The sequence below is a fragment of the Parabacteroides merdae ATCC 43184 genome (assembly GCF_025151215.1).
Lineage (GTDB): Bacteria > Bacteroidota > Bacteroidia > Bacteroidales > Tannerellaceae > Parabacteroides > Parabacteroides merdae.
Genome location: NZ_CP102286.1, coordinates 506,426 through 529,890, shown reverse-complemented (window position 1 = coordinate 529,890; position 23,465 = coordinate 506,426). Strand labels below are relative to the sequence as shown.

At 49.2% G+C, this 23,465-nt stretch carries 16 protein-coding genes; 8 read left to right on the top strand and 8 right to left on the bottom strand.

What is annotated here, in order from left to right; all coding sequences use genetic code 11:
- The first annotated feature begins 10 nt into the window (after positions 1-10).
- The 4 genes from NQ542_RS02070 to NQ542_RS02055 are packed head-to-tail and all read left to right on the top strand — an operon-like array spanning position 11 to position 5,039.
- Entirely contained in the window at positions 11-772 is a 762-nt protein-coding gene (locus tag NQ542_RS02070) for a peptidylprolyl isomerase (protein WP_005640062.1), read from the top strand.
- The gene (locus NQ542_RS02065; RefSeq protein WP_005640060.1) at positions 769-2,106 is read left to right on the top strand and encodes an MATE family efflux transporter; all 1,338 of its coding nucleotides are present in this window, start codon (positions 769-771) and stop codon (positions 2,104-2,106) included. Before NQ542_RS02070 ends, NQ542_RS02065 begins: the two co-directional genes overlap by 4 nt.
- A 3-nt stretch (positions 2,107-2,109) precedes the next feature.
- On the top strand, positions 2,110-4,107 hold the full coding sequence (locus NQ542_RS02060; RefSeq protein WP_005640058.1) for a fructose-bisphosphatase class III: 1,998 nt from the start codon (positions 2,110-2,112) through the stop codon (positions 4,105-4,107).
- Positions 4,108-4,118: 11 nt separating this feature from the next.
- A complete protein-coding gene (locus tag NQ542_RS02055; protein WP_005640056.1) occupies positions 4,119-5,039 on the top strand; it encodes a DMT family transporter in 921 nt (306 codons plus the stop codon).
- A gap of 341 nt (positions 5,040-5,380) precedes the next feature.
- Here NQ542_RS02055 and NQ542_RS02050 read toward each other — a convergent pair whose 3' ends face one another.
- A complete protein-coding gene (locus NQ542_RS02050; protein ID WP_005650356.1) occupies positions 5,381-6,880 on the bottom strand; it encodes a RagB/SusD family nutrient uptake outer membrane protein in 1,500 nt (499 codons plus the stop codon).
- A 29-nt stretch (positions 6,881-6,909) separates the two neighbouring features.
- The gene (locus tag NQ542_RS02045; RefSeq protein WP_039850142.1) at positions 6,910-10,014 is read right to left on the bottom strand and encodes a SusC/RagA family TonB-linked outer membrane protein; all 3,105 of its coding nucleotides are present in this window, start codon (positions 10,012-10,014) and stop codon (positions 6,910-6,912) included.
- A gap of 754 nt (positions 10,015-10,768) precedes the next feature.
- Here NQ542_RS02045 and thrA point away from each other — a divergent pair.
- Genes thrA through thrC form a run of 3 tightly spaced genes read left to right on the top strand, consistent with a single transcriptional unit; the run spans position 10,769 to position 15,761 of the window.
- Positions 10,769-13,207 carry a bifunctional aspartate kinase/homoserine dehydrogenase I gene (gene thrA, locus NQ542_RS02040; protein ID WP_005640048.1) on the top strand — a complete coding sequence of 813 codons (2,439 nt, stop codon included), beginning with the start codon at positions 10,769-10,771 and terminating at the stop codon, positions 13,205-13,207.
- A gap of 41 nt (positions 13,208-13,248) precedes the next feature.
- Positions 13,249-14,451 (top strand): cofactor-independent phosphoglycerate mutase, encoded by a 1,203-nt coding sequence (locus NQ542_RS02035; protein ID WP_005640046.1) that lies wholly within the window; start codon positions 13,249-13,251, stop codon positions 14,449-14,451.
- On the top strand, positions 14,448-15,761 hold the full coding sequence (thrC, locus tag NQ542_RS02030; RefSeq protein ID WP_005640044.1) for a threonine synthase: 1,314 nt from the start codon (positions 14,448-14,450) through the stop codon (positions 15,759-15,761). Before NQ542_RS02035 ends, thrC begins: the two co-directional genes overlap by 4 nt.
- A 108-nt stretch (positions 15,762-15,869) precedes the next feature.
- Here the strand turns inward: thrC and NQ542_RS02025 are convergent, their stop codons facing one another.
- Positions 15,870-16,970 (bottom strand): DUF4434 domain-containing protein, encoded by a 1,101-nt coding sequence (locus NQ542_RS02025; RefSeq protein WP_005640042.1) that lies wholly within the window; start codon positions 16,968-16,970, stop codon positions 15,870-15,872.
- A 185-nt stretch (positions 16,971-17,155) separates the two neighbouring features.
- Positions 17,156-17,593, bottom strand: coding sequence for a DUF695 domain-containing protein (locus NQ542_RS02020; protein WP_005640040.1), 438 nt, complete (start codon positions 17,591-17,593; stop codon positions 17,156-17,158).
- Positions 17,594-17,678: 85 nt separating this feature from the next.
- On the opposite strand from NQ542_RS02020, the gene NQ542_RS02015 reads away from it, so the two are divergent.
- Positions 17,679-18,176: a GNAT family N-acetyltransferase gene (locus tag NQ542_RS02015; RefSeq protein WP_005640035.1), complete on the top strand. Its 498-nt coding sequence runs from the start codon at positions 17,679-17,681 to the stop codon at positions 18,174-18,176.
- A gap of 8 nt (positions 18,177-18,184) precedes the next feature.
- Here the strand turns inward: NQ542_RS02015 and NQ542_RS02010 are convergent, their stop codons facing one another.
- The 4 genes from NQ542_RS02010 to NQ542_RS01995 all read right to left on the bottom strand — a co-directional run bounded on the left by NQ542_RS02010 (position 18,185) and on the right by NQ542_RS01995 (position 23,148).
- Positions 18,185-19,135 carry a transporter gene (locus NQ542_RS02010; protein WP_005640033.1) on the bottom strand — a complete coding sequence of 317 codons (951 nt, stop codon included), beginning with the start codon at positions 19,133-19,135 and terminating at the stop codon, positions 18,185-18,187.
- A gap of 161 nt (positions 19,136-19,296) precedes the next feature.
- The gene (gcvT, locus tag NQ542_RS02005) at positions 19,297-20,382 is read right to left on the bottom strand and encodes a glycine cleavage system aminomethyltransferase GcvT (protein ID WP_005640029.1); all 1,086 of its coding nucleotides are present in this window, start codon (positions 20,380-20,382) and stop codon (positions 19,297-19,299) included.
- A 17-nt stretch (positions 20,383-20,399) separates the two neighbouring features.
- Entirely contained in the window at positions 20,400-21,629 is a 1,230-nt protein-coding gene (pepT, locus tag NQ542_RS02000) for a peptidase T (RefSeq protein ID WP_036724207.1), read from the bottom strand.
- Between the two features lie 112 nt (positions 21,630-21,741).
- Positions 21,742-23,148 carry an amidophosphoribosyltransferase gene (locus NQ542_RS01995; protein WP_005640025.1) on the bottom strand — a complete coding sequence of 469 codons (1,407 nt, stop codon included), beginning with the start codon at positions 23,146-23,148 and terminating at the stop codon, positions 21,742-21,744.
- Positions 23,149-23,465: the final 317 nt, after the last annotated feature.

Here is a 23,465-nt window from a genome sequence, read left to right as displayed (position 1 = left end):
ACAACAAAGAATGGAAACAAAAGAAACATTAGTGGTGATGGACACCACACTCGGAAAGATAAAATTCAAATTATACAACGATACACCTCAGCACCGCGACAATTTCATCAAGCTGGCAAAAGCCGGACAATACGACGGCCTGCTGTTCCACCGCGTCATCAAAGACTTTATGGTACAAGGTGGCGATGTCACTTCCAAAGACGCCCCGATGAACAAGCAGTTAGGAGCCGGCGACTTGGGCTATACCATTCCGGCAGAGTTCAACTATCCCCAATATTTCCATAAAAAGGGAGCCTTGTGCGCCGCCCGCACCGGAGACGAAGTGAACCCGGAAAAAGCATCGTCAGCCTCACAGTTCTATATCGTCACAGGCAAGAAATATTCGGAAGCCGAACTCGGCCAGATGGAAAAGCAGATGGAAGGACGCCTGAAACAGGCCATCTTCAACCGCCTCCAGACAGAGAACAAGTCCAAGATCATGGAACTCTACCGCAGCGGCAATAAAGAAGAGCTCGCCGTGCTCCGCGACACCCTGATCGGCAAGACCGAACTGGAGGCCGAAAAGCGTAAAGACGAGACGAAGATGCCTTCCGAACTGCGCGAGACCTACAAGACGATCGGCGGCGTGCCCTTCCTTGACAACCAGTACACCGTCTACGGCGAAGTGGTGGAAGGACTGGACGTAGTAGACGCGATCCAACAAGTAAAGACAAATAAGCAAGACCGCCCGACGGAAAATGTAGTAATTAAGTCGGTAGAGGTTTTGGAATGATGCAACTTTCGGTTTACAAGGAACATTACAAAGAAACGATACGCCTGGGTGTCCCGATCATGTTGGGACAGCTGGGCATTATTGTTGTAGGCTTTGCCGACAACATCATGGTCGGGCATCACAGTACGGCCGAGCTGGCTGCCGCCTCGTTTGTCAACAACTTCTTCAACCTCGTGTTCATCGCAGGGATGGGATTTTCCTATGGACTGACTCCCATCATCGGAGGGTATTTTGCGCAGAAAGAATATGCAAAGGCAGGCGAGACACTGAAAAACAGCCTTTGTATCAACCTCATCGTGGGATTGTTACTCAGCCTCTGCATGTTGACACTGCTTCTGAACATCCATATCCTGAAGCAGCCGGAAGAGTTGATGCCCTATATCGTGCCTTACTATATCCTGCAACTCTTCTCGGTCATTTTCGCCATGCTGTTCAACTCGTTCAAGCAGTTCAGCGACGGCACGACAGACACGGTCACCCCGATGTGCGTCATGTTAGGAGCCAACGTGCTCAACATCATCGGGAACTACTTGCTTATATACGGCAACTTCGGATGCCCTGAACTTGGGCTTACCGGAGCCGGTATCTCGACACTCGCCAGCCGTATCCTGACATTCGGGATATTCTGCGTCCTGTTTGCCAAGCATTCCCGTTACAAACTTTACAGGGAAGGGTTCAAGAAAGGGACAGTCAACCGGGCGAACATAGGCAACCTGGTCCGCCTCGGCCTGCCGGTCGGCTTCCAGATGGGAGTCGAGACAGGCTCGTTTAGTCTGAGTGTCATCATGATGGGGTGGCTGGGAAGCACGGCACTCGCCGCCCACCAAGTGGCAGGCGTGATCACCACGCTCGGCTTCATGGTCTATTACGGCATAGCGGCGGCGGTTACCATACGGGTAAGCAACTTCCGGGGCCGGAACGACTGGCCTGCCATACGGCACGCATCTTTTGCCGGCCTGCATCTGGTCATGGGGACGGCAGCCATCGTTGTTCTCCTGATCGGGATTTTCCGTAACATCATGGGATATATCATCACTCCGGAAAAAGAGGTGGTCGAACTGGTCGCCCTGCTCGCCTGGTCAGTGATCCTGTATCAGGCAGGCGACGGGCTGCAAATCCTCTTCGCCAACGCTCTGCGAGGCATCTCGGATGTCAAATACATGGCTTATATGGCTTTCTTCTGCCACTTCGGACTGGCACTTCCCATCGGTTACCTGTGCGGGTTCACTTTTGGTTGGGGAGCCATCGGCATCTGGTGCGGCTTCCCGATCAGCCTGACCACGCTCGGACTGTTACTTTGGAGACGTTTCAATCGATTGACAATAAAAAAATAGGGTATGACTAAAGATATAACAGCAGAACACGTATTAAACGACCTGCGCTACCTGACGCTGCTGGCACGCAGCTTTCCGACGGTGGCAGACGCCAGCACGGAAATCATCAACCTGGAGGCCATCCTGAACCTGCCGAAAGGGACGGAGCATTTCCTGTCCGACATCCACGGCGAGCACCAGGCTTTCAACCATGTGCTGAAAAATGCCTCCGGTGCGATCAAGCGCAAAGTGAACGAGATATTCAGCAACACGCTGCGCGACTTCGAGAAGAAGGAGCTTTGCACGCTGATCTACTATCCGGAACAAAAACTGGAACTGATCCGGCAACGCGAAAAAGACCTGGACGACTGGTATCTGATCACACTGAACCAACTGGTACGCGTCTGCCGGAACGTTTCGTCCAAATACACGCGCTCGAAAGTGCGCAAGGCCCTGCCGAAGGAGTTCTCCTACATCATCCAGGAACTGCTCCACGAGTCGAGCGACGAGCCGAACAAGTCCGCCTATGTGGACCAGATCATCAACACGATCATCTCGACCGGCCGGGCCAATGACTTCATCATCGCCATGTGCAACCTGATCCAACGCCTGACGATCGACCTGCTGCACATCATCGGCGACATCTACGACCGCGGGCCGGGCGCCCACATCATCATGGACACGCTTTGCAACTACCATAACTTCGACATCCAGTGGGGCAACCACGACATCCTCTGGATGGGGGCCGCCGCCGGCAACGCGGGGAGCATCGCCAACGTGATCCGCATGTGCATGCGCTACGGCAATCTGGCAACCCTTGAAGACGGCTATGGCATCAACCTCCTGCCCTTGGCGACATTCGCCATGGAAGTCTATGGAGACGACCCCTGCGAACTGTTCATCCCGCGTACGAACGCGTCGGATGCGACCTTCGATGAAAAGACAACCCAACTGATCGCCCGCATGCACAAGGCGATCACGATCATACAGTTCAAGCTGGAAGGCGAGATCATCCGTCGCCGTCCGGAATTCGGGATGGACGACCGCCTGTTGCTCCACCATATCGACCTCCACCGCGGGACGATCCGTATCGAAGGAAAGGAATACGAGTTGAAAGACAAGAACTGGCCGACTCTCAATGCCAAGGACCCCTATGCCCTTTCGATCGAAGAAGAAGAACTGATGCGGCGCATCAAGCACTCGTTCGAATGTAGCGAGAAACTGAAAAAGCACATGCGCTGTCTGTTCACGCACGGCAGCATGTACCAGGTCTGCAACTCCAACCTGCTCTTCCACGCCTCCGTCCCGATGAACCCGGACGGCACGCTCAAGGCGATCCGTATCGAAGGAACGGAATATAAGGGCAAAGCCCTGCTGGATAAAGTGGACCAGCTGGTGCGCACCGCCTATTTCGATGCCGACGACAGCCCGGAGAAGGACTTCGCGATGGATTACATCTGGTATCTTTGGGAAGGCAAGGACTCCCCTCTCTTCGACAAGAGCCGGATGGCGACTTTCGAACGCTGCTTCATCGACGACAAATCGGTGCAGAAGGAGGAAAAAGGCGCCTACTATTCCCTCCGGGAAGAAGAATCGGTCTGCGACATGCTGCTGGACGAGTTCGGCGTCACCGGCCGGCACCGCCACATCATCAACGGACATGTCCCCGTACGCTCCATCAAAGGCGAGAACCCGATCAAGGCAAACGGGAAACTGCTTGTCATCGACGGCGGCTTCTCCAAAGCCTACCACCCGGAGACAGGCATTGCAGGTTATACCCTGGTCTACCATTCGCGCGGCTTCCAGCTTGTACAGCACGAACCGTTCCTGTCGACCGACCAGGCCATCAAGGAGGGCAAAGACATCCGTTCGACCACCATCGTCGTCGAACTGAACTCCCACCGCCAGATGGTCAAGGACACAGACAAGGGGGCGGACCTGCAACAACAGATCCATGATCTCGAAAAACTCCTTTACGCGTTCCGCAACGGGTTTATCAAGGAAAAAGAGCGTTATAAATAAGAACACTTGTCATGAACAGCGAGAAACTGAAAGGTCACATCCTGATATTGATAACCAATATCCTGTTTGCCGTCAACATGCCGATATCCAAATATCTGCTGCCGGCACACGTTCCCCCCGAAGGTCTTACGATCATGCGCATGGCTTTCGCCTGTGTGATGTTCTGGATCGTGTCTCTCTTCACGGTAAAAGAGAAAGTGCCGTTGAAAGACTTGGGGATGCTTTTTGTATGCGCCCTTTGCGGAGTGGGAATCAATCAGGGATTGTTCATCGTCGGGCTGAACCGTTCTTCTCCAGTCGACGCCTCCATCATCGCCACCGCCGTGCCGATCTTCGTCCTGCTGCTGGCCGCCGTCATACTGAAGGAGCCGATCACCCGGAAGAAGTCGTTCGGTGTGTTCATGGGGGTCAGTGGCGGCCTGCTGCTTGTCTTCAGCTCCACGCATGCCATCGACAGCATCAGCAGCCTCGACGGTGACATGATGATGATCGTCAGCGGGTTGATGTATGCCATCTACCTGGTTCTGTCGAAACCGCTCTCCCTGCGCTATTCATCGGTCACGATGATGAAATGGATGTTCCTCTTCACGACACTGACGCTGGTCCCCTTCACCTTCCGGCATGTGCTCGACGCTCCCGCTTTCCACCGGGAGGTTTGGGACTTCACGGAACTGGGCGCGATCTTCTACGTCCTCTTCGGGGCGACGTTCCTCCCCTACCTGCTCATCCCGATGTCGTTGAAGAGAATCCGCCCGACAACAGTCAGCATGTACAACTACGTGCAGCCGATCGTCGCCTCGTTCATTGCCGTCATGATCGGCCAGGACACCCTTTCCTGGCAGAAAGTCCTGTCGGCTGTCTTGGTCTTCACAGGTGTTTATCTCGTGACACAGAGCAAAAGCCGGGAAGACATGGAGAAAGGGAAACGATGACACATTTGGCACATTTGACATGGGGTTGTAGAAATATATATACGCGAGATAAATAATTAATTATTTAATATACCTATGTAGGTATATATATACCTGAATATATATTATTACCTATATATAGTTTAGCAAACCGATGTCAAATGTGCCAATTGTGTCAAATCCCGTAAGGAATGTCTCCCGACGTTCCTGCAATCACCAGCCTGCGTTCCTATAAACGGCGGCCTGCGTTCCTGCAAATGTAGGCCGGTGATCATGGGAATACAAATCCTCCTTTAATCATCGACTATGTATGTCATCGCTTTGACCAAGAAGGAGGTAGCTCCGACATACCGCCCAAAATCTCACGGTTCATAGACCCCGTCAAACGGATTCTGGTCACCGGCCGGCCAGATTTCATCGACTAAAGATTTGTTGTTCTTCATTTCGGCTCCCGGCAACTGGAAGATGAAACGCCATGATTTGGCGGGCAACGTGATCAAGCCCCCCCAGTCCATATGGTTACCGGTTCGTTCCAGGCCCTTCTGCGTCCGAAGCATATCAAACAAAGAAAAACCTTCTCCATAGAGTTCTTTTCTTCTTTCTTTTAAAATAGCTTCGATCAGTTCATCGCCACTTGCTTCCGTACGCTTGGCATTACGCAAGTCCTGAAGCTGCCACAATAGCGCTTTCGCTTCCGTATCTTTTCCCTGGTGCGCACAAGCTTCCGCCGCATTCAGCAACATTTCGTCGGAACGCATGACAACCATCGATCCGCGGCAGTCCTCATTATCCCTGAACTTATGAGAAATCCAGAATTCTTTTTTCGTCTGGCCAGAACCCGTAGACCAATTCTCGAACTGTTTGAAGCGAATATCATCTTCGTCAAACAAATCCACAAACTGATCAGAGAGGATAAAGCCTGCAAAAGTCCAACATTTACGATCACCGTTGTACCACATAGCAAAAGGAGAATAGTCGCCCATATTCTGCTCTTCCGTCTGTTTAATTCCCCAAATCCAAGATTTGGTAAGATGGTCATTAAATCCATTTGCATACTCTTCTGCAGTCGTCAAAGGATAAACCGCCAGCACCTTTTTAGCATATTCTTCCGATTTCGCCCAGTTATTCATTACTTGATAGACTTGAGACAAAACACCTTGTACAACCGTTTGGTCAAACACGTTCGGATAGCTGGAACTACGAACAAAGCCCTCCAACATCGATTCGGCAGTCGTCAGGTCTGACAAGATCTGCTGATAGGTTTCTTCCAACGTTCCACGCGGTTTACCTTGTGTACCGTCTACAGTCGGTTCCGTATAAATAGGAACTCCCGGCATGTCCTTTGCGATAGCATAAGTCTGCTGATACAAGCGGGCCAAATCGAAATAGGCCCATCCGCGCAAAGCCAAAGCCTGCCCTTTGATATATTGCTTATCCATATCTTCGCCTTCCGAATCATCGACATAAGTGATTACGGAATTCAAGTTATTGACCAACCGGTAATGGAAGGTCCACAACTGATCTGTACGGAATATATTAGCTTGAGTTTCTCCCCAATAATTATAGTTATATAAATACCATCCACTACCATTATTCATCACATCTTCACCGCACATGTCCGAAATCATCTGGATAGAAGGTATACCGTAGTCGTCACCCCGGTTAGCTCCCCCGCTACCATAGGCACGCATTTGATAGTAACAACCATTCAAAGCAGACTGTGCGCCGGAAGTTGTTTGAAAGACATCCGTATCATCGACAGATGTCGATGGTTTCGTATCCAAAAAATCACTACAGGAAACCATACTTCCCGTCATGAGACCTATAGCCAAAACCGACAATATATAGTTCTTTGATTTCATATTCTTCATCATTTATTTAATTAGACTTCTTACAAATTAAGTTGCAGACCGAATGAAACGGACTTCGTCACCGGGAACCGGTTGGCGGTCGTTCCGGATATGCTTTGTTCCGGGTCCGTACCACGACGGGCTGCACTACCAATCGTAACCAAGTTATCCCCCTGGACGAACAAGCGTAATGAATTGACCTGGAACTTCTTCGTGAAATTTTTAGGCAACGTGTATCCCAACGTCATATTCCTCAACCTCGCAAAAGAGTTGTTGAAAATAAATTTGGAAGTATAGGAACTCATATAATTCGCATAATTATAGTAGGTGGTCAAGCGAGGGAACTCGGCATTCGGATTTTCAGGAGTCCAAGAATCCAACATATCCGGGTGCATGCTATAGCCTCTCCGGTAATACATGGATTGCGCATAGTCGCTGTCATACAGCTTGCCGCCGATACTGTAATAGATCATGAAAGAAAGGTCGATGCCTTTATATGAGAAGTTATTGGTAAAGCCTCCAAACAATTTTGGAATGGCATCGCCCAGATATTTCTGCTGGCTGTCGCTTGTCACCTCATTATAATTTTCGGTCTTTACCCGTTCCTTCACGACTTTTTCTCCTTTGTCGTTTGTTTCGTAAATCGTTTTCCAATATTGGTCGTTTCCGGTTTCAGGGTTCACACCTGCATACTCGATTCCCCAGAAATTATAGCGGGATTCACCTTCACGCCATTTGAAGACACCGGCATTGACTTCGGCCTGCGGCAACTTGGTTATACGGTTCTTATAAGATGTCCCGTTCAAATCGATGGTCCATTTAAAATCTTTATTGGATATGGCAGCATAATTCAAAGAGAATTCGACACCCTGGTTCTTAACGTCACCGATATTACGGTCAATACCGCTCATGCCGGTAGACGGAGCCATCGGCAATGTAAACAACAGGTCTTTAGACTTACGGCTGAACCACTCGACACTACCGCTCAGCTTATTGAACACGGCAAAATCCAACCCGACATTGAACTGCAAATTCGTCTCCCATTTCAAATCCTTGTTTGACAAACGGCTGACCATAACACCTGGATCCCGGTAGTTGTTCATGCCTGTCGCATACAAACCTTGATAAGCATAATAAGTCCCCAAGTTATCATTACCGACAGCACCATAACTGGCTTTCAGTTTCAAATTATCCAACCAGGAACTATAAGGTTTCATGAATTCTTCATTGGATATTCTCCATGAACCACCTAAAGACCAGAATTGCCCCCAACGATTATCGGGATGAAAACGGGAAGAGCCGTCCGTACGGAAGCTACCGGAAATGTAATAACGGTCTTTATAATCATATTCGACACGGCTCAACCAGCTTAACAGACGGTATTTGTCGGTGTAAGAATTCATGCTGCTCATCACGGCTGCCGAACCGATCTCCGTAACACCAGGAAAAGGAAATCCCTGCTTTTCGGCAGATAACAACTTATATTCCAAGGCATAGGCTTCCTGTCCCAATAAAACGGACAAAGAATGATCCCCGAAAGATTTCTCATAAGTCACCAGGTTGTTGATCGTATAAGAAAGATTCCGGTCACTTTCCTTATAGGCTGAACCTTTATAACCGGCAGCAAAGCCATATTCGCTGTTTACATAGCCATCATAATTATACTGATAAAAATCCACGCTGAAATTGGTACGCCACTTCAATCCCGGGATGAATGTTATTTCAAAATAGGTACGATTGGAAACATCGTCATGTGTCCAAGGAGACTTGTTATAGGTATCATCAGCCAACGGGTTAGTCCCACTCCAGGATGTACGGTAGTTTCCGTAGTCAAAAATACGATTGCCGTTCTTGTCCAATCTGTAGGCATTCGTCGCACTGTCCCATTCATAAATAGGATACACTGTCGGCATCGTACGCAAAAGCCATACAGTCTGATCACTGGCAGACCCTTCGCGCACGCTATGAGACAAACTGATGTTGGTTCCGACCTTCAACCATTTGTTTACATTATAATTCAAGTTTGCCCGTGTTGAATAGCGTTCGAAACGCTGGATAGAAAATACACCTTTATCGTTCAGGTAACCGGCTGATATAAAGTAGTCGGCTTTTTTATTCTTACCACTGAAGTCTATCGTATATTCCTGACGCAGACGGGATTTCAACAAAGCGTTTCTCCAATCTCCCCAATAATTCAACTTGGCATCGGGATCCATCTTCCCATCTGTCCCGACCGGCATATCAATGTTATAAGGGTTATTACCGAACTCACCCATCACATAATAAGACGCATAGGAACGGGAATCTTCGTCCCGATAACCTGAATCCAGATAGCCATTATACAAAGCACGCCAAGTCAATTGCGATAGTTGGTCTGGTGACAGTTGATCCGGCAACCCTACAGCCAAACTGGAGAATCCCCAAGTTGAACGGAAATTGATCTGCCCTTTCTCGCTTGCGCCCTTACGCGTTGTGATCATCACGACCCCATTGGCTGCGCGAGAGCCGTACAAAGCGGTGGCCGAGGCATCTTTCAGAATAGTCATGGACTCGATGTCGTTCGGGTTGATAGCATTCAGGTATCCGTCATAAGCCGTTCCGTCGACCACATAAAGCGGAGAGCTGGATGCGTTCATGGAACCGATACCACGGATCATGATCGTCGCATCTTCGCCCGGCTCACCGGAATTGTTCAACACCTGCACACCGCTGCTTTGCCCTTGCAAAGCCTGGGTTACATTGGATGCTTTGATCTTCTCCAGCGATTCTTTTTTGACCACGCTGGCCGATCCTGTAAAGGTCGACTTCTTTCCTGTACCATAAGCAACAACCATCACCTCGTCGATAGCTACCATGTCCGGCTCCATTTCGATCTTCATGCTACGGCCGGAAATGGTGACTTCCTTTGTCTTATATCCCAAGTAAGAGAGATGCAGTGTTTTCGTACGAGGAGAAACGGTCATCGAAAACTCTCCTTTTTCGTTGGTGGTTACGCCATTCATCGTCTGCTTGTCTACGACAGCCACCCCGATCATCGGCAAGCCGTCTTCGGTAGAAACTACGATACCTGACACAGCCTTTTCCTGCGCCATCAGCAAATGTCCCCATAAGGACATCACAAAAAGAACCCAAAAGAACCTTTTCATAATCAATAGATTTAAATGATACATTCAAGTATAACCACATTGGCCTATAAAAACGTTTCCTTTTAATTTAAGGTATAGAAAGCATAATGATCCTCAATCAAAGGACGTAGTTCTAACAGGACATTGTATTCGACACACTAATAGATGCAAATATATTAAATTTATAATTAATCAAACTAAAATAATATATTTTTTAATCGGAAAGGCTAAAAAATATTCAGATTGTAAAATAACAAGACCATCAGGAAAGCTTTTTCCAGGCTTTTTTTCTACCGAATCTATACCCTCATGCAAGTAGGATGGTTTTATAATCTTCCGTTCCGATGGCCAGGAAAACCGGCTAAAACATCGTCCCGCCAAGTCCTGTTAGAACTACGTCCTTCTTTTTGGCGTGATATCGAACTTTTTTCTGTCAAATTTCAACTTTCAGGCAAAAAAATGCTTGCATTTGAAAAATAATGCGTAATATTGCCGACGTAAATATAAACACAAGGAAAATCGCAAATGACATTAACAGGTTTCACATATCATACCTGGGCACTGACAATGACCCCTTGGGGGGTTTAGCATATACAAATAGACAAATGCGGAGACCACGTCCCGCGTTGTTGCAATTCTCACATTGCACTTGCGTTTCTTTTTTTCAAATCAATCAATAATCAGTAAATAACTGACATTCTCAAACCGGCATGCAGTTTTGTTTTTAAACTGCCAATTGTCGATTACCGATTGTCAACTAAATAAATACATATCGATGAAAGTATTGAAATTCGGCGGAACATCCGTAGGTTCCGTGGATAGCATCCTGAGTGTAAAGAAGATAGTAGAGGCCATTGAAGAGCCTGTAATCGTCGTAGTATCCGCCTTAGGAGGGATCACGGACAAACTGCTGAAGACAGCCTCGATGGCGACGAACGGAGACGTAGCTTATGAAAGAGAGTTTTCCGAAATCGTAGCCCGCCATCTCGACGTCATACAAGGTGTTATCCCCGACAAAACAAAACGGATCGAAGTGCAGAAGCAAGTGATGGCTTTGCTCGACGAACTGGGTAATATTTACAAAGGTGTGTACCTCATCAACGACTTGTCGGCCAAAACTTCCGACACGATCGTCAGCTACGGCGAACGTATCTCCTCTCTGATCGTTTCGAACGTGATAAACGAGGCCAAACTGTTCGACTCGCGCAAATTCATCAAAACGGTCAAACAGTTCAACAAGCATATCGTCGATTTCGAATTGACAAACCGCCTGATCGAAGAAACATTCGACCCACTGCCTAAAGTATCGCTGGTTCCCGGCTTTATATCTTCCAGCAAGGAAGGAGAAGTGACTAACCTCGGACGCGGGGGCTCCGACTATACGGCCTCTATCCTGGCAACAGCACTTAATGCCCGCAGGCTGGAGATCTGGACGGATGTGGACGGCTTCATGACGGCCGATCCGCGTGTGATCAGTTCGGCTTATGTCATCGACCGGCTGACATTCACGGAAGCGATGGAATTATGCAACTTCGGAGCGAAAGTGATTTATCCTCCGACGATCTATCCGGTTTATCACAAAAACATACCGATCCGCATCCTGAATACCTTCAACCCGACTGCAAGGGGCACTTATATCTCCAAAGAACGGGTGCAGGATGACAGCAAGGCGATGATCAAAGGTATTTCCTCCATCAACGACACGTGCCTGATCACGGTGCAAGGTCTGGGTATGGTGGGTGTTATCGGCGTCAACTATCGTATTTTCAAGACATTGGCAAAGAATGGCATCAGCGTGTTTATGGTATCACAGGCCAGCTCGGAAAACAATACGACATTTGCCGTCCGGAATGCAGATGCAGACCTGGCAGTTAGAGTATTGGACGAAGAATTCGCACTCGAACGCGCCCAGGGTGATATGAGCGACACGGTAGCAGAAAAGGATCTGGCCACTGTCGCTATCGTAGGCGAAAACATGAAACGTACTCCGGGTATCGCCGGCAAGTTGTTCGGAACACTGGGCAGCGCAGGTATCAGCGTAATCGCCTGCGCACAGGGGGCTTCCGAAACGAACATTTCTTTCGTCATCAAGCTGAAATACCTGCGCAAGGCATTGAACTCTATCCACGACTCTTTTTTTCTTTCCCAATACAAAGTGTTAAACCTTTTCATAGCGGGTGTCGGTACGGTCGGAGGCAACCTGTTGGAACAGATCCGCATCCAGCAACCGAAACTGATGCAGCAGAACGGGCTGAAACTGAATGTGGTCGGCATAGCTAACAGCAAGCATGCCATTTTCTGCCGCGAAGGGTTGAACCTGGAAACCTGTATTGACGAACTGAAAAAGAACGGACAGGAAAGTTCGCCCGAACATCTGAAAGAAGAAATCCTGAAGATGAATATCTTTAACTCGGTGTTCGTGGACTGCACGGCCAACCAGGCGGTCTCCGATCTGTACGAAGAATTACTGAACAATAACGTATCGGTCGTTGCGGCAAACAAGATCGCTGCATCCTCTTCATACGAAAACTATATCAAACTGAAAGAAACAGCCCGTCACCGCGGCATCAAGTTCCTGTTCGAAACGAACGTAGGGGCCGGACTACCGATCATCAACACGATGAACGACCTGATCAACAGCGGCGACCATATCCTGAAACTGGAGGCAGTCCTTTCCGGAACGCTCAACTATATCTTCAATACGTTGAGTGCGGACATTCCTTTCAGCAAAGCGATCATGATGGCTAAAGAAGAAGGATATTCCGAACCGGACCCCCGCATCGACCTGAGCGGGAAAGACGTGATCCGCAAGCTGGTAATCCTGGCACGTGAAGCCGGATACAAAGTAGAACAGGAAGATGTGAAACGCAACCTTTTCATTCCCGAAAGCTATTTTGAAGGCTCGCTGGACGATTTTTGGCGTAACATACAGGGCCTAGATGCCCGGTTCGAAGAGAAGCGCCAGCAGTTGGAAGCGGAAGACAAGCGTTTCCGCTTCGTCGCCAAGATGGAAAACGGGGCATGCGAAGTCGGTTTGCAGGAAGTGGATGCCCACCACCCGTTCTACGAACTGGAGGGCAGCAACAACATCATCATGATCTCTACCGAACGATACCACGAGTATCCTATGATCATCAAAGGCTATGGAGCCGGGGCCGATGTCACGGCGGCTGGAGTCTTTGCCGATATTATTTCGATCGCTAACATCCGTTAAACAATTGATAATTGACAATTGACAATTATTAGAAGAGAATTATGAAAAGCATCATCATCTTGGGAGACGGTATGGCCGATGAGCCGATAGAGGCCTTGGGCGGCAAGACACCAATGCAGTATGCGGACACTCCCTATATGGACAAACTGGCCGAAATGGGCGTTACCGGACGAATGAAGACCGTTGCCGACGGTTTCCATCCGGGAAGCGAAGTGGCGAACATGGCAGTGCTGGGCTACGACCTCCCGACCGTCTACGAAGGACGGGGCGTGCTGGAAGCGGCCAGTATCGGATATGACCTGAAACCAAGTGAAATGGCCATGCGCTGCAACCTGATCTGCGTGGAAGGTGATATCCTGAAGAATCATTCATCCGGCCATATCACCACAGAGGAAGCGGACGAGCTGATCCGCTTTCTAAATGAGAAATTAGGGTCTGACCGCATACATTTCTATACCGGTGTGTCTTACCGCCACCTGTTGGTTGTGAAAGGAGGCGATAAGCGCCTGGACTGCACTCCGCCACACGATGTGCCCCTACATCCCTTCCGTCCCCTGATGATCAAACCGGAAGCACCCGAAGCACAAGAGACGGCCGATCTGCTGAACAACCTGATCCTGCAATCGCAGGAGATACTGAAAGACCACCCCGTCAACCTCCAGCGCATCGCTGCCGGGAAAGACCCGGCAAACAGCATATGGCCCTGGTCGCCGGGATATCGTCCGGCTATGCAAACCATGCAGGAAATGTATGGCTTCAAGCAGGGTTCCGTCATCTCGGCCGTCGATCTGATACGGGGCATAGGCGTTTATGCCGGCCTGGAAGTAATCGACGTGGAAGGTGCCACCGGACTCTACGACACGAACTACGAAGGAAAAGCGCATGCCGCCCTCGAAGCACTGAAAACAAACGATTTCGTTTATCTTCATGTCGAAGCCAGCGACGAAGCCGGACACGAAGGAGATGTAGATCTGAAAATCCGGACCATCGAAAACCTGGACAAACGAGCCATCGGTATCCTCTTCGAGGAATTGCAGAAATGGGATGAACCGGTAGCGATTGCCGTCCTGCCCGACCATCCGACTCCTTGTGCCATCCGTACACATACGAATACTCCCGTCCCTTTCCTTATCTATAAACCGGGACAGGAGCCCGACAGTGTGACGCGTTTCGACGAGTTCTCCGTACTGGAAGGGAAACATGGCATATTAGAGAAAGACGAATTTATAAAAGAATTATTATGAAATATTACAGCACGAACAAACAAGCTCCGCTTGCCTCACTGGAAGAAGCCGTCGTAAAAGGCCTTGCCGGTGACAAAGGTTTATATATGCCGGAACATATCCGACCTTTGGACAAGGATACGATCTCCGGTCTCAAAAACAAATCATTCCATGAAATCGCCTGTACGGCAGCACAGGCTTTCTTCGGGGAAGATATAGAACCAGAAACGCTCGATGCAATCGTCCGGGACACGCTGTCGTTCGAGACGCCGGTCGTCCCTGTACGCGACAATATCTACAGCCTCGAACTATTCCACGGCCCGACTTTGGCTTTCAAGGACGTAGGGGGACGTTTCATGGCCCGCCTGTTAGGCTATTTCATTAAAAAAGAAGGATTGAAGCAGGTGAACGTGTTGGTGGCCACCTCCGGTGATACGGGAAGCGCTGTTGCAAACGGTTTTCTCGGCGTACCGGGTATTCATGTGTACGTGCTCTATCCGAAGGGAAAAGTAAGCCCGATCCAGGAATGCCAATTCACTACGCTTGGACAAAACATCACGGCACTGGAAGTAGACGGGACGTTCGACGACTGTCAGGCATTGGTCAAGTCCGCCTTTATGGATGAAGAGTTGAACCGCCACATGAAGCTGACATCAGCCAACTCCATCAATGTGGCACGTTTCCTTCCGCAATCTTTCTACTACTTCAACGCGTATGCGCAACTGGATAAAATAGGCAAAGCGGACCAACTGGTAGTATCCGTCCCCAGTGGAAACTTCGGCAATATCACAGCTGGTTTGTTTGCACATCGGATGGGGTTGCCGATCAAACGTTTTGTGGCTGCCAACAACCGCAACGACGTGTTCCTGGAATACCTGCACACGGGGGTTTACACGCCGCGTCCCTCCGTTCCGACCATCGCCAATGCGATGGATGTCGGTGATCCGAGCAACTTCGCCCGCATCCTGGACTTGTACGGCAAGAACGGCAACCCGCACGCGGAAATCAGCCAGCTGATCAGCGGTTACCGTTTCACAGACGAAGAGATCGGGGCTACCATGAAGCAAGTTTACAACGAAACGGGCTACGTGTTAGACCCTCACGGTGCTTGCGGTTACCAGGCTTTAATCGATAACAAACTGGCTCCGAACGAAACCGGCCTGTTCCTCGAAACCGCCCATCCCGCCAAGTTCAAAGGGACGGTAGACAAAATACTGGATGCCGACATCGAAATCCCCGCCAAACTAAAAGCCTTCATGCAAGGAGAAAAGCAAAGCGTAGGGATGGAAAAGGACTTCGAGACTTTCAAAAGCTATCTGTTGGCACAATAAACATCTTGCACAAAAAAATAAACATCCCGCCATTCAAGGTGAAAACCAATTCGAAACCCTGAATGGCGAGATGTTCATGTCTTCGTACTACTTTTTGCAATCACCTATTTATCCAATTTCAAAATACTCCTTATAACGGTCATACAGATGCCCTGCCTGCAAATAGGCGGACTGAGGACTCATGAAATGGGAGAACTCGAAAGTGATCGCCTTATCGTACTTTTGCCGGGCGGCCGCTTCGAGCTTCATACGCAGCTTGTCGAACTTGATCGGGAGGAACTTGATCGGCATATCCCGGTCAAACGATTCGGCATTCGTCCAGCACTCGATACCGTACTTATCCGCCATCTTCTTATTGACACTGAAAAAGGCATCCAATTCATCGTAATCGATATGACCGTCCTGGAAAGCGCAGGCATCCACGTTTCCCTTGATCCCGTCGAATATTTCAGACCATTCCTTTTCATGCTGTTCCACAGAGACCGCTTCGGCTTTTGTCAGGTCGCCTCCGGCAGCAGCGACAGCTTTCTTTCCGTCAATCCAGGGAGAGATGAGAGTCGGCAGACCGCCTGAGACCTCCTTGCACTGCTTGCCTAAACTGCTGAATGCCGCGATCGCCCCCTTGGTCGCACGGCTGATCTCCTGGCAGAGATACCATCCTTGGAAACTTTTATGATGCCCGTATTTCTTCCAGACCTCCTCGATCACATATTTGTTGGATTCGATTTCCCAGGTCAGGTCGCCCGTATCCCAGTATTTGCCGGAATCGTATAGTCCGAAAAAGAACTTCATCCCGTATTTATCCGACAGACGCAGGTACATGTCAATCAGATCGACCGAAGGCATATAGCAGCCGAATGTTTTCATCAGATACTCCGAAGGATAGGTGATAAACTTGCGATAACCGCTCCGAATCACGATTACCGTATCGATCCCGATCGCTTTCATATAAGCAAAATCCCGATCCCATTCCTTTTCCCCCCAATTCTGATGCGGGATATCATGGGATATCTCATCCAAAAAAGTCCCGGATATTTTCAGCCCCTGCGCCTTCGGAATGATTAGTTTACTTTGGATATTCTCTTCCGTGCCGGCGCCCGAACAGCTTGCCGATGCCTTTTCTGCACACGAAACAAATGCTCCGGTTGCTAAAACAGCCCCGGTAGCAGAGACTTGCTTGATAAAATCCCTCCTGTTGTGATTCTTCATGGTAAATATACATTTTATCTAATCTCACAAATATATGTAAATATATTTAGCATTCGTTTTTCTAAACTTTCAGGAAAGAGAAACTATTTAGAACTCAGAAGCAAAAACTCCGGACGATATCACCAAACATGTTTCCGAGTTCTACAACCATGTTCCCTTGATTTTTTTCCTACGGGCAAAACATATCATTCAATGGCCCACTCCTTCATCTCATACATATCCAAGTATTCCTCCCATTCGGGGTCCACCTCCGTATAGATAGAGATCGGCAACATTTCAAACGGCGCCAGGGCTTCATTCAACCGTTCACCAAAAACGCGGACGGTGCGGGTATAATAGACCCATATCCTCTCTCCGCCGCCGGTATAAACGCCGGTCAGGATCGACAGCTTATCTTTTTCCATCGCCTTACGCAAAACTTCCTGTACCTCCTCCATCTTTTCGGCAAGCGCTTCGGAAGGCATTCCTTTATCGTCACCTTCATATTTCCAGGTGATTTCCACCCGTTCCTTGAACTTGCCCGACTGAATAAATTCAGTTAATTCATCACGACCGGAAACGGTGACCAGTTGTCCGGATTCATTCTCTGAAAGAGCGGTAAACCACTCGTTGCTTAATCTCATATCAATATCAATTATTCTACAAAAATACAGATTATTTTCCTTCTAATACATTATTTTTGCGGCAAGAATACAAGATAAAAGGGATATGATCAGACAAGTGGAGCTCCAGGACGCAAAGGCGATCACAAATATTTACAACGAATATGTGTTGCACAGCGTGGCTACATTCGATACGGAGCCGGTGCAGGAAGAAGAAATGCGTGCCCGAATTGCAGAAATATCTTCCCGCTTTCCTTATTTCGTCTACGAAGAAGACAAAGAAATCACCGGCTATTGTTATGCCCATACGTGGAAAGAGCGTTCAGCTTACCGCTATACGCTGGAAACAACTGTCTACCTGTCTCCCGGACATACCGGAAAGGGCATCGGGATGCTCCTGATGCAAAGATTGATTGAAGCATGTCGCGAAAATGGCTACCGAGCCTTGATCGCCTGCATCACGGAAGGGAACGAAGCCAGTAATATCTTACATGAAAGACTGGGGTTCAAACAGGTTTCCCGCTTCACGAAGGTCGGCTTGAAGTTCGACCGTTGGCTGGATGTCGCAGACTACGAACTTCTGCTGCTCCCGACTTGCGGCTGAAAAAAGCTCTAAATGGGATCATTTTTTCTCTTCTTCCACAACTGATAACTGTTAAAAAGATTTTGCCACAGGACGTATGATCCGGGGCCGACCGATGAAAGCGGGTCCAGATAGGTATAAGCCATCCAGATGGCAAGTACAGTGTTTTTCTGCCCAAGGGCCTGCCCGGCACTGATGCGGTCGGAGTAGCGGGTTCCGATCCGCTTACCCAAATAGAACTGGACGGCGCAGGTCACTAAGCCCGCCAAGGCTATCAGCACCTCCACTCCTACCGGAGCATTACTTTCGACAAGAGACTTCACGGTCTGGGCCGTCACGATGGCAAGCGCGACACCCCAGAGATAGAAAGCAAGGTCGCGGAAACCCAACAGGAAATGATGCAGTCCCGGAAGGAAATAGCGGAACAACATCGCCAGGAAAAACGGGCAGAGCAACAAAGGGAACACCTTGCTCAATATCTTCAGAAAAGCGGTCACAAAGGTTATATCGGCATGAGGTTCTACCAACGGAAACATCAACGGGACAACTATCGCCGCCAGAACGTTCGACAGCAACGTGTAAGTCGTCAGGCTGGATGCACTCCCCCCTAACTTGCCGGTGATGACAGCTGCTGCCGTAGCCGTCGGGCAGATCAGGCAGACCATCGCACCCTCGAAAACCTCCTTGTAAGCACCATCCATGTGTACGAATATCAACAAGGCAGCTACAAGCGAAGCCGAAACAAGCTGGAACAACAACAGCCATCCATGCCAGAGAGAAGGCATTAACTCGTGCGGTTGCACTTTGCAGAAAGTCAGCAATAGTTGAGCAAAGATCAAAGCGGGAGTCAGATAGGCCACAAAAGAACTCATGAACGGTTTCGTCGGCTCCAGAAAAGCGAAGTTGGCAAAGATAAAATACCCTAACGCACCGGCAAGCATCGCAACGGGCAATGTCCAGTTTTTCAGAAAATTCAACATAGCACCTTCTTTTATTTTCGGGCGCAAAGGTACGACAAATAATCAGATATATCAAAGCCTGTTCCGCCGTGTGACGAAACAGGCTTCGTTGCCTGACGGAGCCGCTTAAAGAGGCTTGCGATTGAAGCTTCGCGACCCGTCGATTGTATCAATCGTCAAGCTTACTTGCGGAACGGCGCTTTTACAACCTGGGCTTTCAAGTTACGCCCCCGAACCTTGATACAGATTTCCGTCCCGGCTTTTGCAAATTCAGGTTTCACATACCCCATACCGATACCTTTCTTCAAGACAGGCGACATGGTTCCGGATGTCACCACACCGATGATGTTGCCTTCGGCATCGGCAATCTCATAGCCGTGACGGGGAATACCTTTGTCTACCAACTCGAAGGCACACAGCTTGCGGCTAACGCCTTCTTTCTTCTGGCGTTCCAGTTCGGCGCGATTGGTGAAGTTCTTGCCTTCGGCGAACTTGGTGATCCAACCCAGACCGGCTTCGATCGGCGAAGTCGTGTCGTCGAGATCGTTGCCATACAGACAGAAGCCCATTTCCAGACGTAGCGTGTCGCGTGCACCCAGGCCGATCGGTTTGATACCTTCAGGCTTACCGGCTTCGAAGATGGCATTCCAGATCGTCATGGCATCATCCGGGTAAAAATAAAGTTCGAAACCACCGGCTCCGGTATATCCCGTATTGGAGATGATGACGTTCTTGCAACCTGCAAATTCACCCGTCACAAACGAATAGTAAGGAATGGAAGACAGGTCGACCGGAGTCAGGCGCTGCAAAACTTCGACGGCTTTCGGGCCCTGGACAGCCAACTGTGCAGTACGGTCGGAAGAGTTTTCCAGTTCCGCCCCTACTGTATTATGGCTCACGCACCAATCCCAATCTTTGGCGATGTTACCCGCATTGACAACCAAAAGGTATTTTTCCGGTTCATAATGATAGACCAGCAGGTCGTCCACGATACCGCCCTTGTCATTCGGAAAGCAAGTATATTGAGCTTTGCCGATCGGCAACACGGAAGCGTCGTTCGAGGTAACGCTCTGGATAAAAGCCAGCGCATTCGGACCTTTTACCCAAAACTCGCCCATGTGGGAGACATCGAACACACCCACACCATTCACAACGGTCATGTGTTCGTCGATAATACCGGTGTATTCGATCGGCATGTTGAAACCTGCAAATTCATGCATTTTGGCACCGAGTGCAATGTGCACATCGGTAAACGGAGTTGTTTTCATGATTTATGATTTGTGATTTATGATGTATAATTACCTTTGACCAATAGTTCTGCTATTTTAACGATCGTCTCCATGCTCTTTTCAAGCGACTTGACCGGGAGGAATTCATACCGTCCGTGGAAGTTCAACCCGCCTGCGAAGATATTCGGGCAAGGCAGTCCCATGAAAGAAAGGCGAGCACCGTCCGTACCTCCGCGGATCGGCTTCACCAAAGGTGTGACACCGGCTTCCTTCATGGCGTCGAACGCCAAGTCCACGATGAATTTCTTCGGTTCGACCACTTCACGCATATTGTAATACTGGTCGCGCAGTTCGAGCGTCGTACTGCCCGGATGCATCTCGTTCATTCGCTTCACCAACTCGTGCAGCAACTCTTTCTTCCGTTCGAAAGCAGTGCGCACATGGTCGCGTATGATATAGGAAAGAGAAGCCTCCTCGACCGTTCCGCTTATGCCGGTCAGATGGAAAAAGCCTTCATAACCGGTCGTATGTTCGGGACGTTGCGCGACAGGCAGCCAAGAGGCGAACTCTACCGCCAGCAACGATGCGTTCAGCATCTTGTCCTTGGCATATCCCGGATGTACGTTCAGCCCTTTGAAAACGACTTTGGCTCCGGCAGCATTGAAGTTCTCGTATTCCAACTCGCCGATCTGTCCGCCGTCGATCGTATAGGCCCATTCGCAACCGAACTTTTCGACATCGAAGTAGTCGGCTCCGGCTCCGATCTCTTCGTCGGGCGTAAACCCTACGCGAATCTTGCCATGTTCGATCTCCGGATGATCCTTCAGGTATTTCATGGCGGCGATGATAGCAGCCACTCCTCCCTTATCATCCGCTCCTAACAGGGTTTTGCCGTTGGTCACGATGATATCCTGTCCTTTATAATCGTCCAGTTCGGGAAACATAAGCGGCGAAAGCACCACGTTTTCTTCGGCGCACAACACGATATCCCCCCCTTCGTAACTTACGATACGCGGCTCGACATCCTTGCCCGACATATCGGGGCTGGTATCCAGATGGGCGATAAAGCCGATTGTCGGAACTTCCTTCGCCGTATTGGCAGGCAGGGTAGCCATCAGGTAGCTCTTGTCATCGAGGGTGATGTCTTCCAATCCTATCTCTTCCAACTCTTTCACCAACGCTTCGGCAAACACGCGCTGTCCCGGCGTACTGGGAGTCACACCCGTGGTTTCGCTCGACTCGGTGTCGAACGTCACGTACTTCAAAAATCTATCTGTTACAGTCATAAGCTTATCATTAATATTACAAGCCATAAAAGTAATTAAAGTGTCACTAACAACAAAAAAATCATGCGCATTTCTGCACATGATTTTCCTTATTTCATCCGATCATATCTCTTTAGAAACAACTGCTTCCGTCGAAACAATGCGTACAAACTTTGCATTTCGGTAGGCCGATTGCCTCGATGAGTGTTTCCAGCGTATTGAACTTCAACGAGCTCAAGCCGAAGCGGTCAGCAATGATCTGCACCATCTTTTGATATTCAGGAGAGTCGGTCGTCGCATATTTTTCCAGATTTTTGTTCTCGTCTCCTTCCAGTTCCTTGATGATACGACGGGTGATCAGTTCGAGCGGACTCTTCGACGAAGTAAAGCCGAGGAACGGGCAACCATAGATAAGAGGCGGGCAGGCAATGCGCATATGTACCTCTTTTGCCCCGTAGTCATACAAGATTTTCACGTTGTCGCGAAGCTGCGTCCCGCGCACGATCGAGTCATCACAAAACAAGATTCGCTTTCCTTCCAGCATGGCCCGGTTCGGGATCAGTTTCATTTTCGCGACAAGCGAACGCAATTCCTGATTAGCCGGAGTGAAACTACGCGGCCAAGTCGGTGTGTATTTGGCTATCGCCCGATGGTAAGGAGCCCCTTTGCCTTCGGCATATCCCAAAGCCATCCCTACGCCTGAATCAGGGATACCGCAAACACAATCCACTTCGCTCTCGTCCTTCTTCCCCATCTTGTAACCGCTTTGGAAACGGACCTCCTCGACATTCCTGCCCTCGTAGCAAGAAACCGGGAAACCGTAATACACCCAAAGGAAAGAGCAAACCTGCATCTGCTCGTTCGGACGGCGCATCTGCTCGATGCCGTCGGCACGCAAGCGGAGGATTTCTCCCGGCCCGACAAATCGGTCTATTTCATAATCCAAGTTAGGTAAACTGCTCGATTCGCTGGTAGCGGCATAGGCTCCGTCTTTCTTACCTATAATAATAGGCGTACGCCCCCACTTGTCGCGGGCCACGATGATACCGTCTTCCGTCAGCAGCAACATGGAACAGGAACCTTTGACCCGGTCGTAAACATTTTCAATGCCTTCGACAAAATCCTTTCCCTGCGTAATCAGCAACGCTACCAGTTCGGTCTGGTTCGTCTTGCCCGAACTCAGTTCGGAGAAGTGCATATTCGCTTTCAGCAAATCCTGTTCCAATTCCTCGATGTTATTGATCTTGGCAACCGTCACGATGGCGAACTTACCGAGGTGGGAGTTGATGACGATCGGCTGCGCATCCGTATCGCTGATGATACCGATTCCGGCATTTCCCACAAACTTGTCGAGAGCAGGCTCGAACTTCGTACGAAAATAAGAACTTTCCAGATTGTGAATCGAACGTGTGAAACCGGCTTCCTTATCGTATGTAGCCATACCGCCGCGCCGGGTTCCCAGATGAGAATTATAGTCGGTGCCATAGAATAAATCAGTTGAACAAGCCGACTTAGAAATAGTTCCGAAAAAACCACCCATTGTAAATAGTGTTTTTGATTTTTGAATTTGGTTGCAAAGGTACAAGATTATTTAGAAATCCGAAATATCCCACCTTATAAACAAACTCTATCTTCCTCCTATCATCGCATACATTTTTTAACACATCTAAAAACAAAAGGTTTCCAACCACTTACAAACAAATAACACTCGTACTCGTAGAAAACGCTTGCATTGTAAAAAATAATATCTACTTTTGCACCCGGGTAAGTCCTACACGGCATGCTCCCTCGGAATCCCCCAGGGTTTGACCGCAGCAAGGGTACTTGGTTGTAGCGGCGCGATGTAGTAAGCTTACC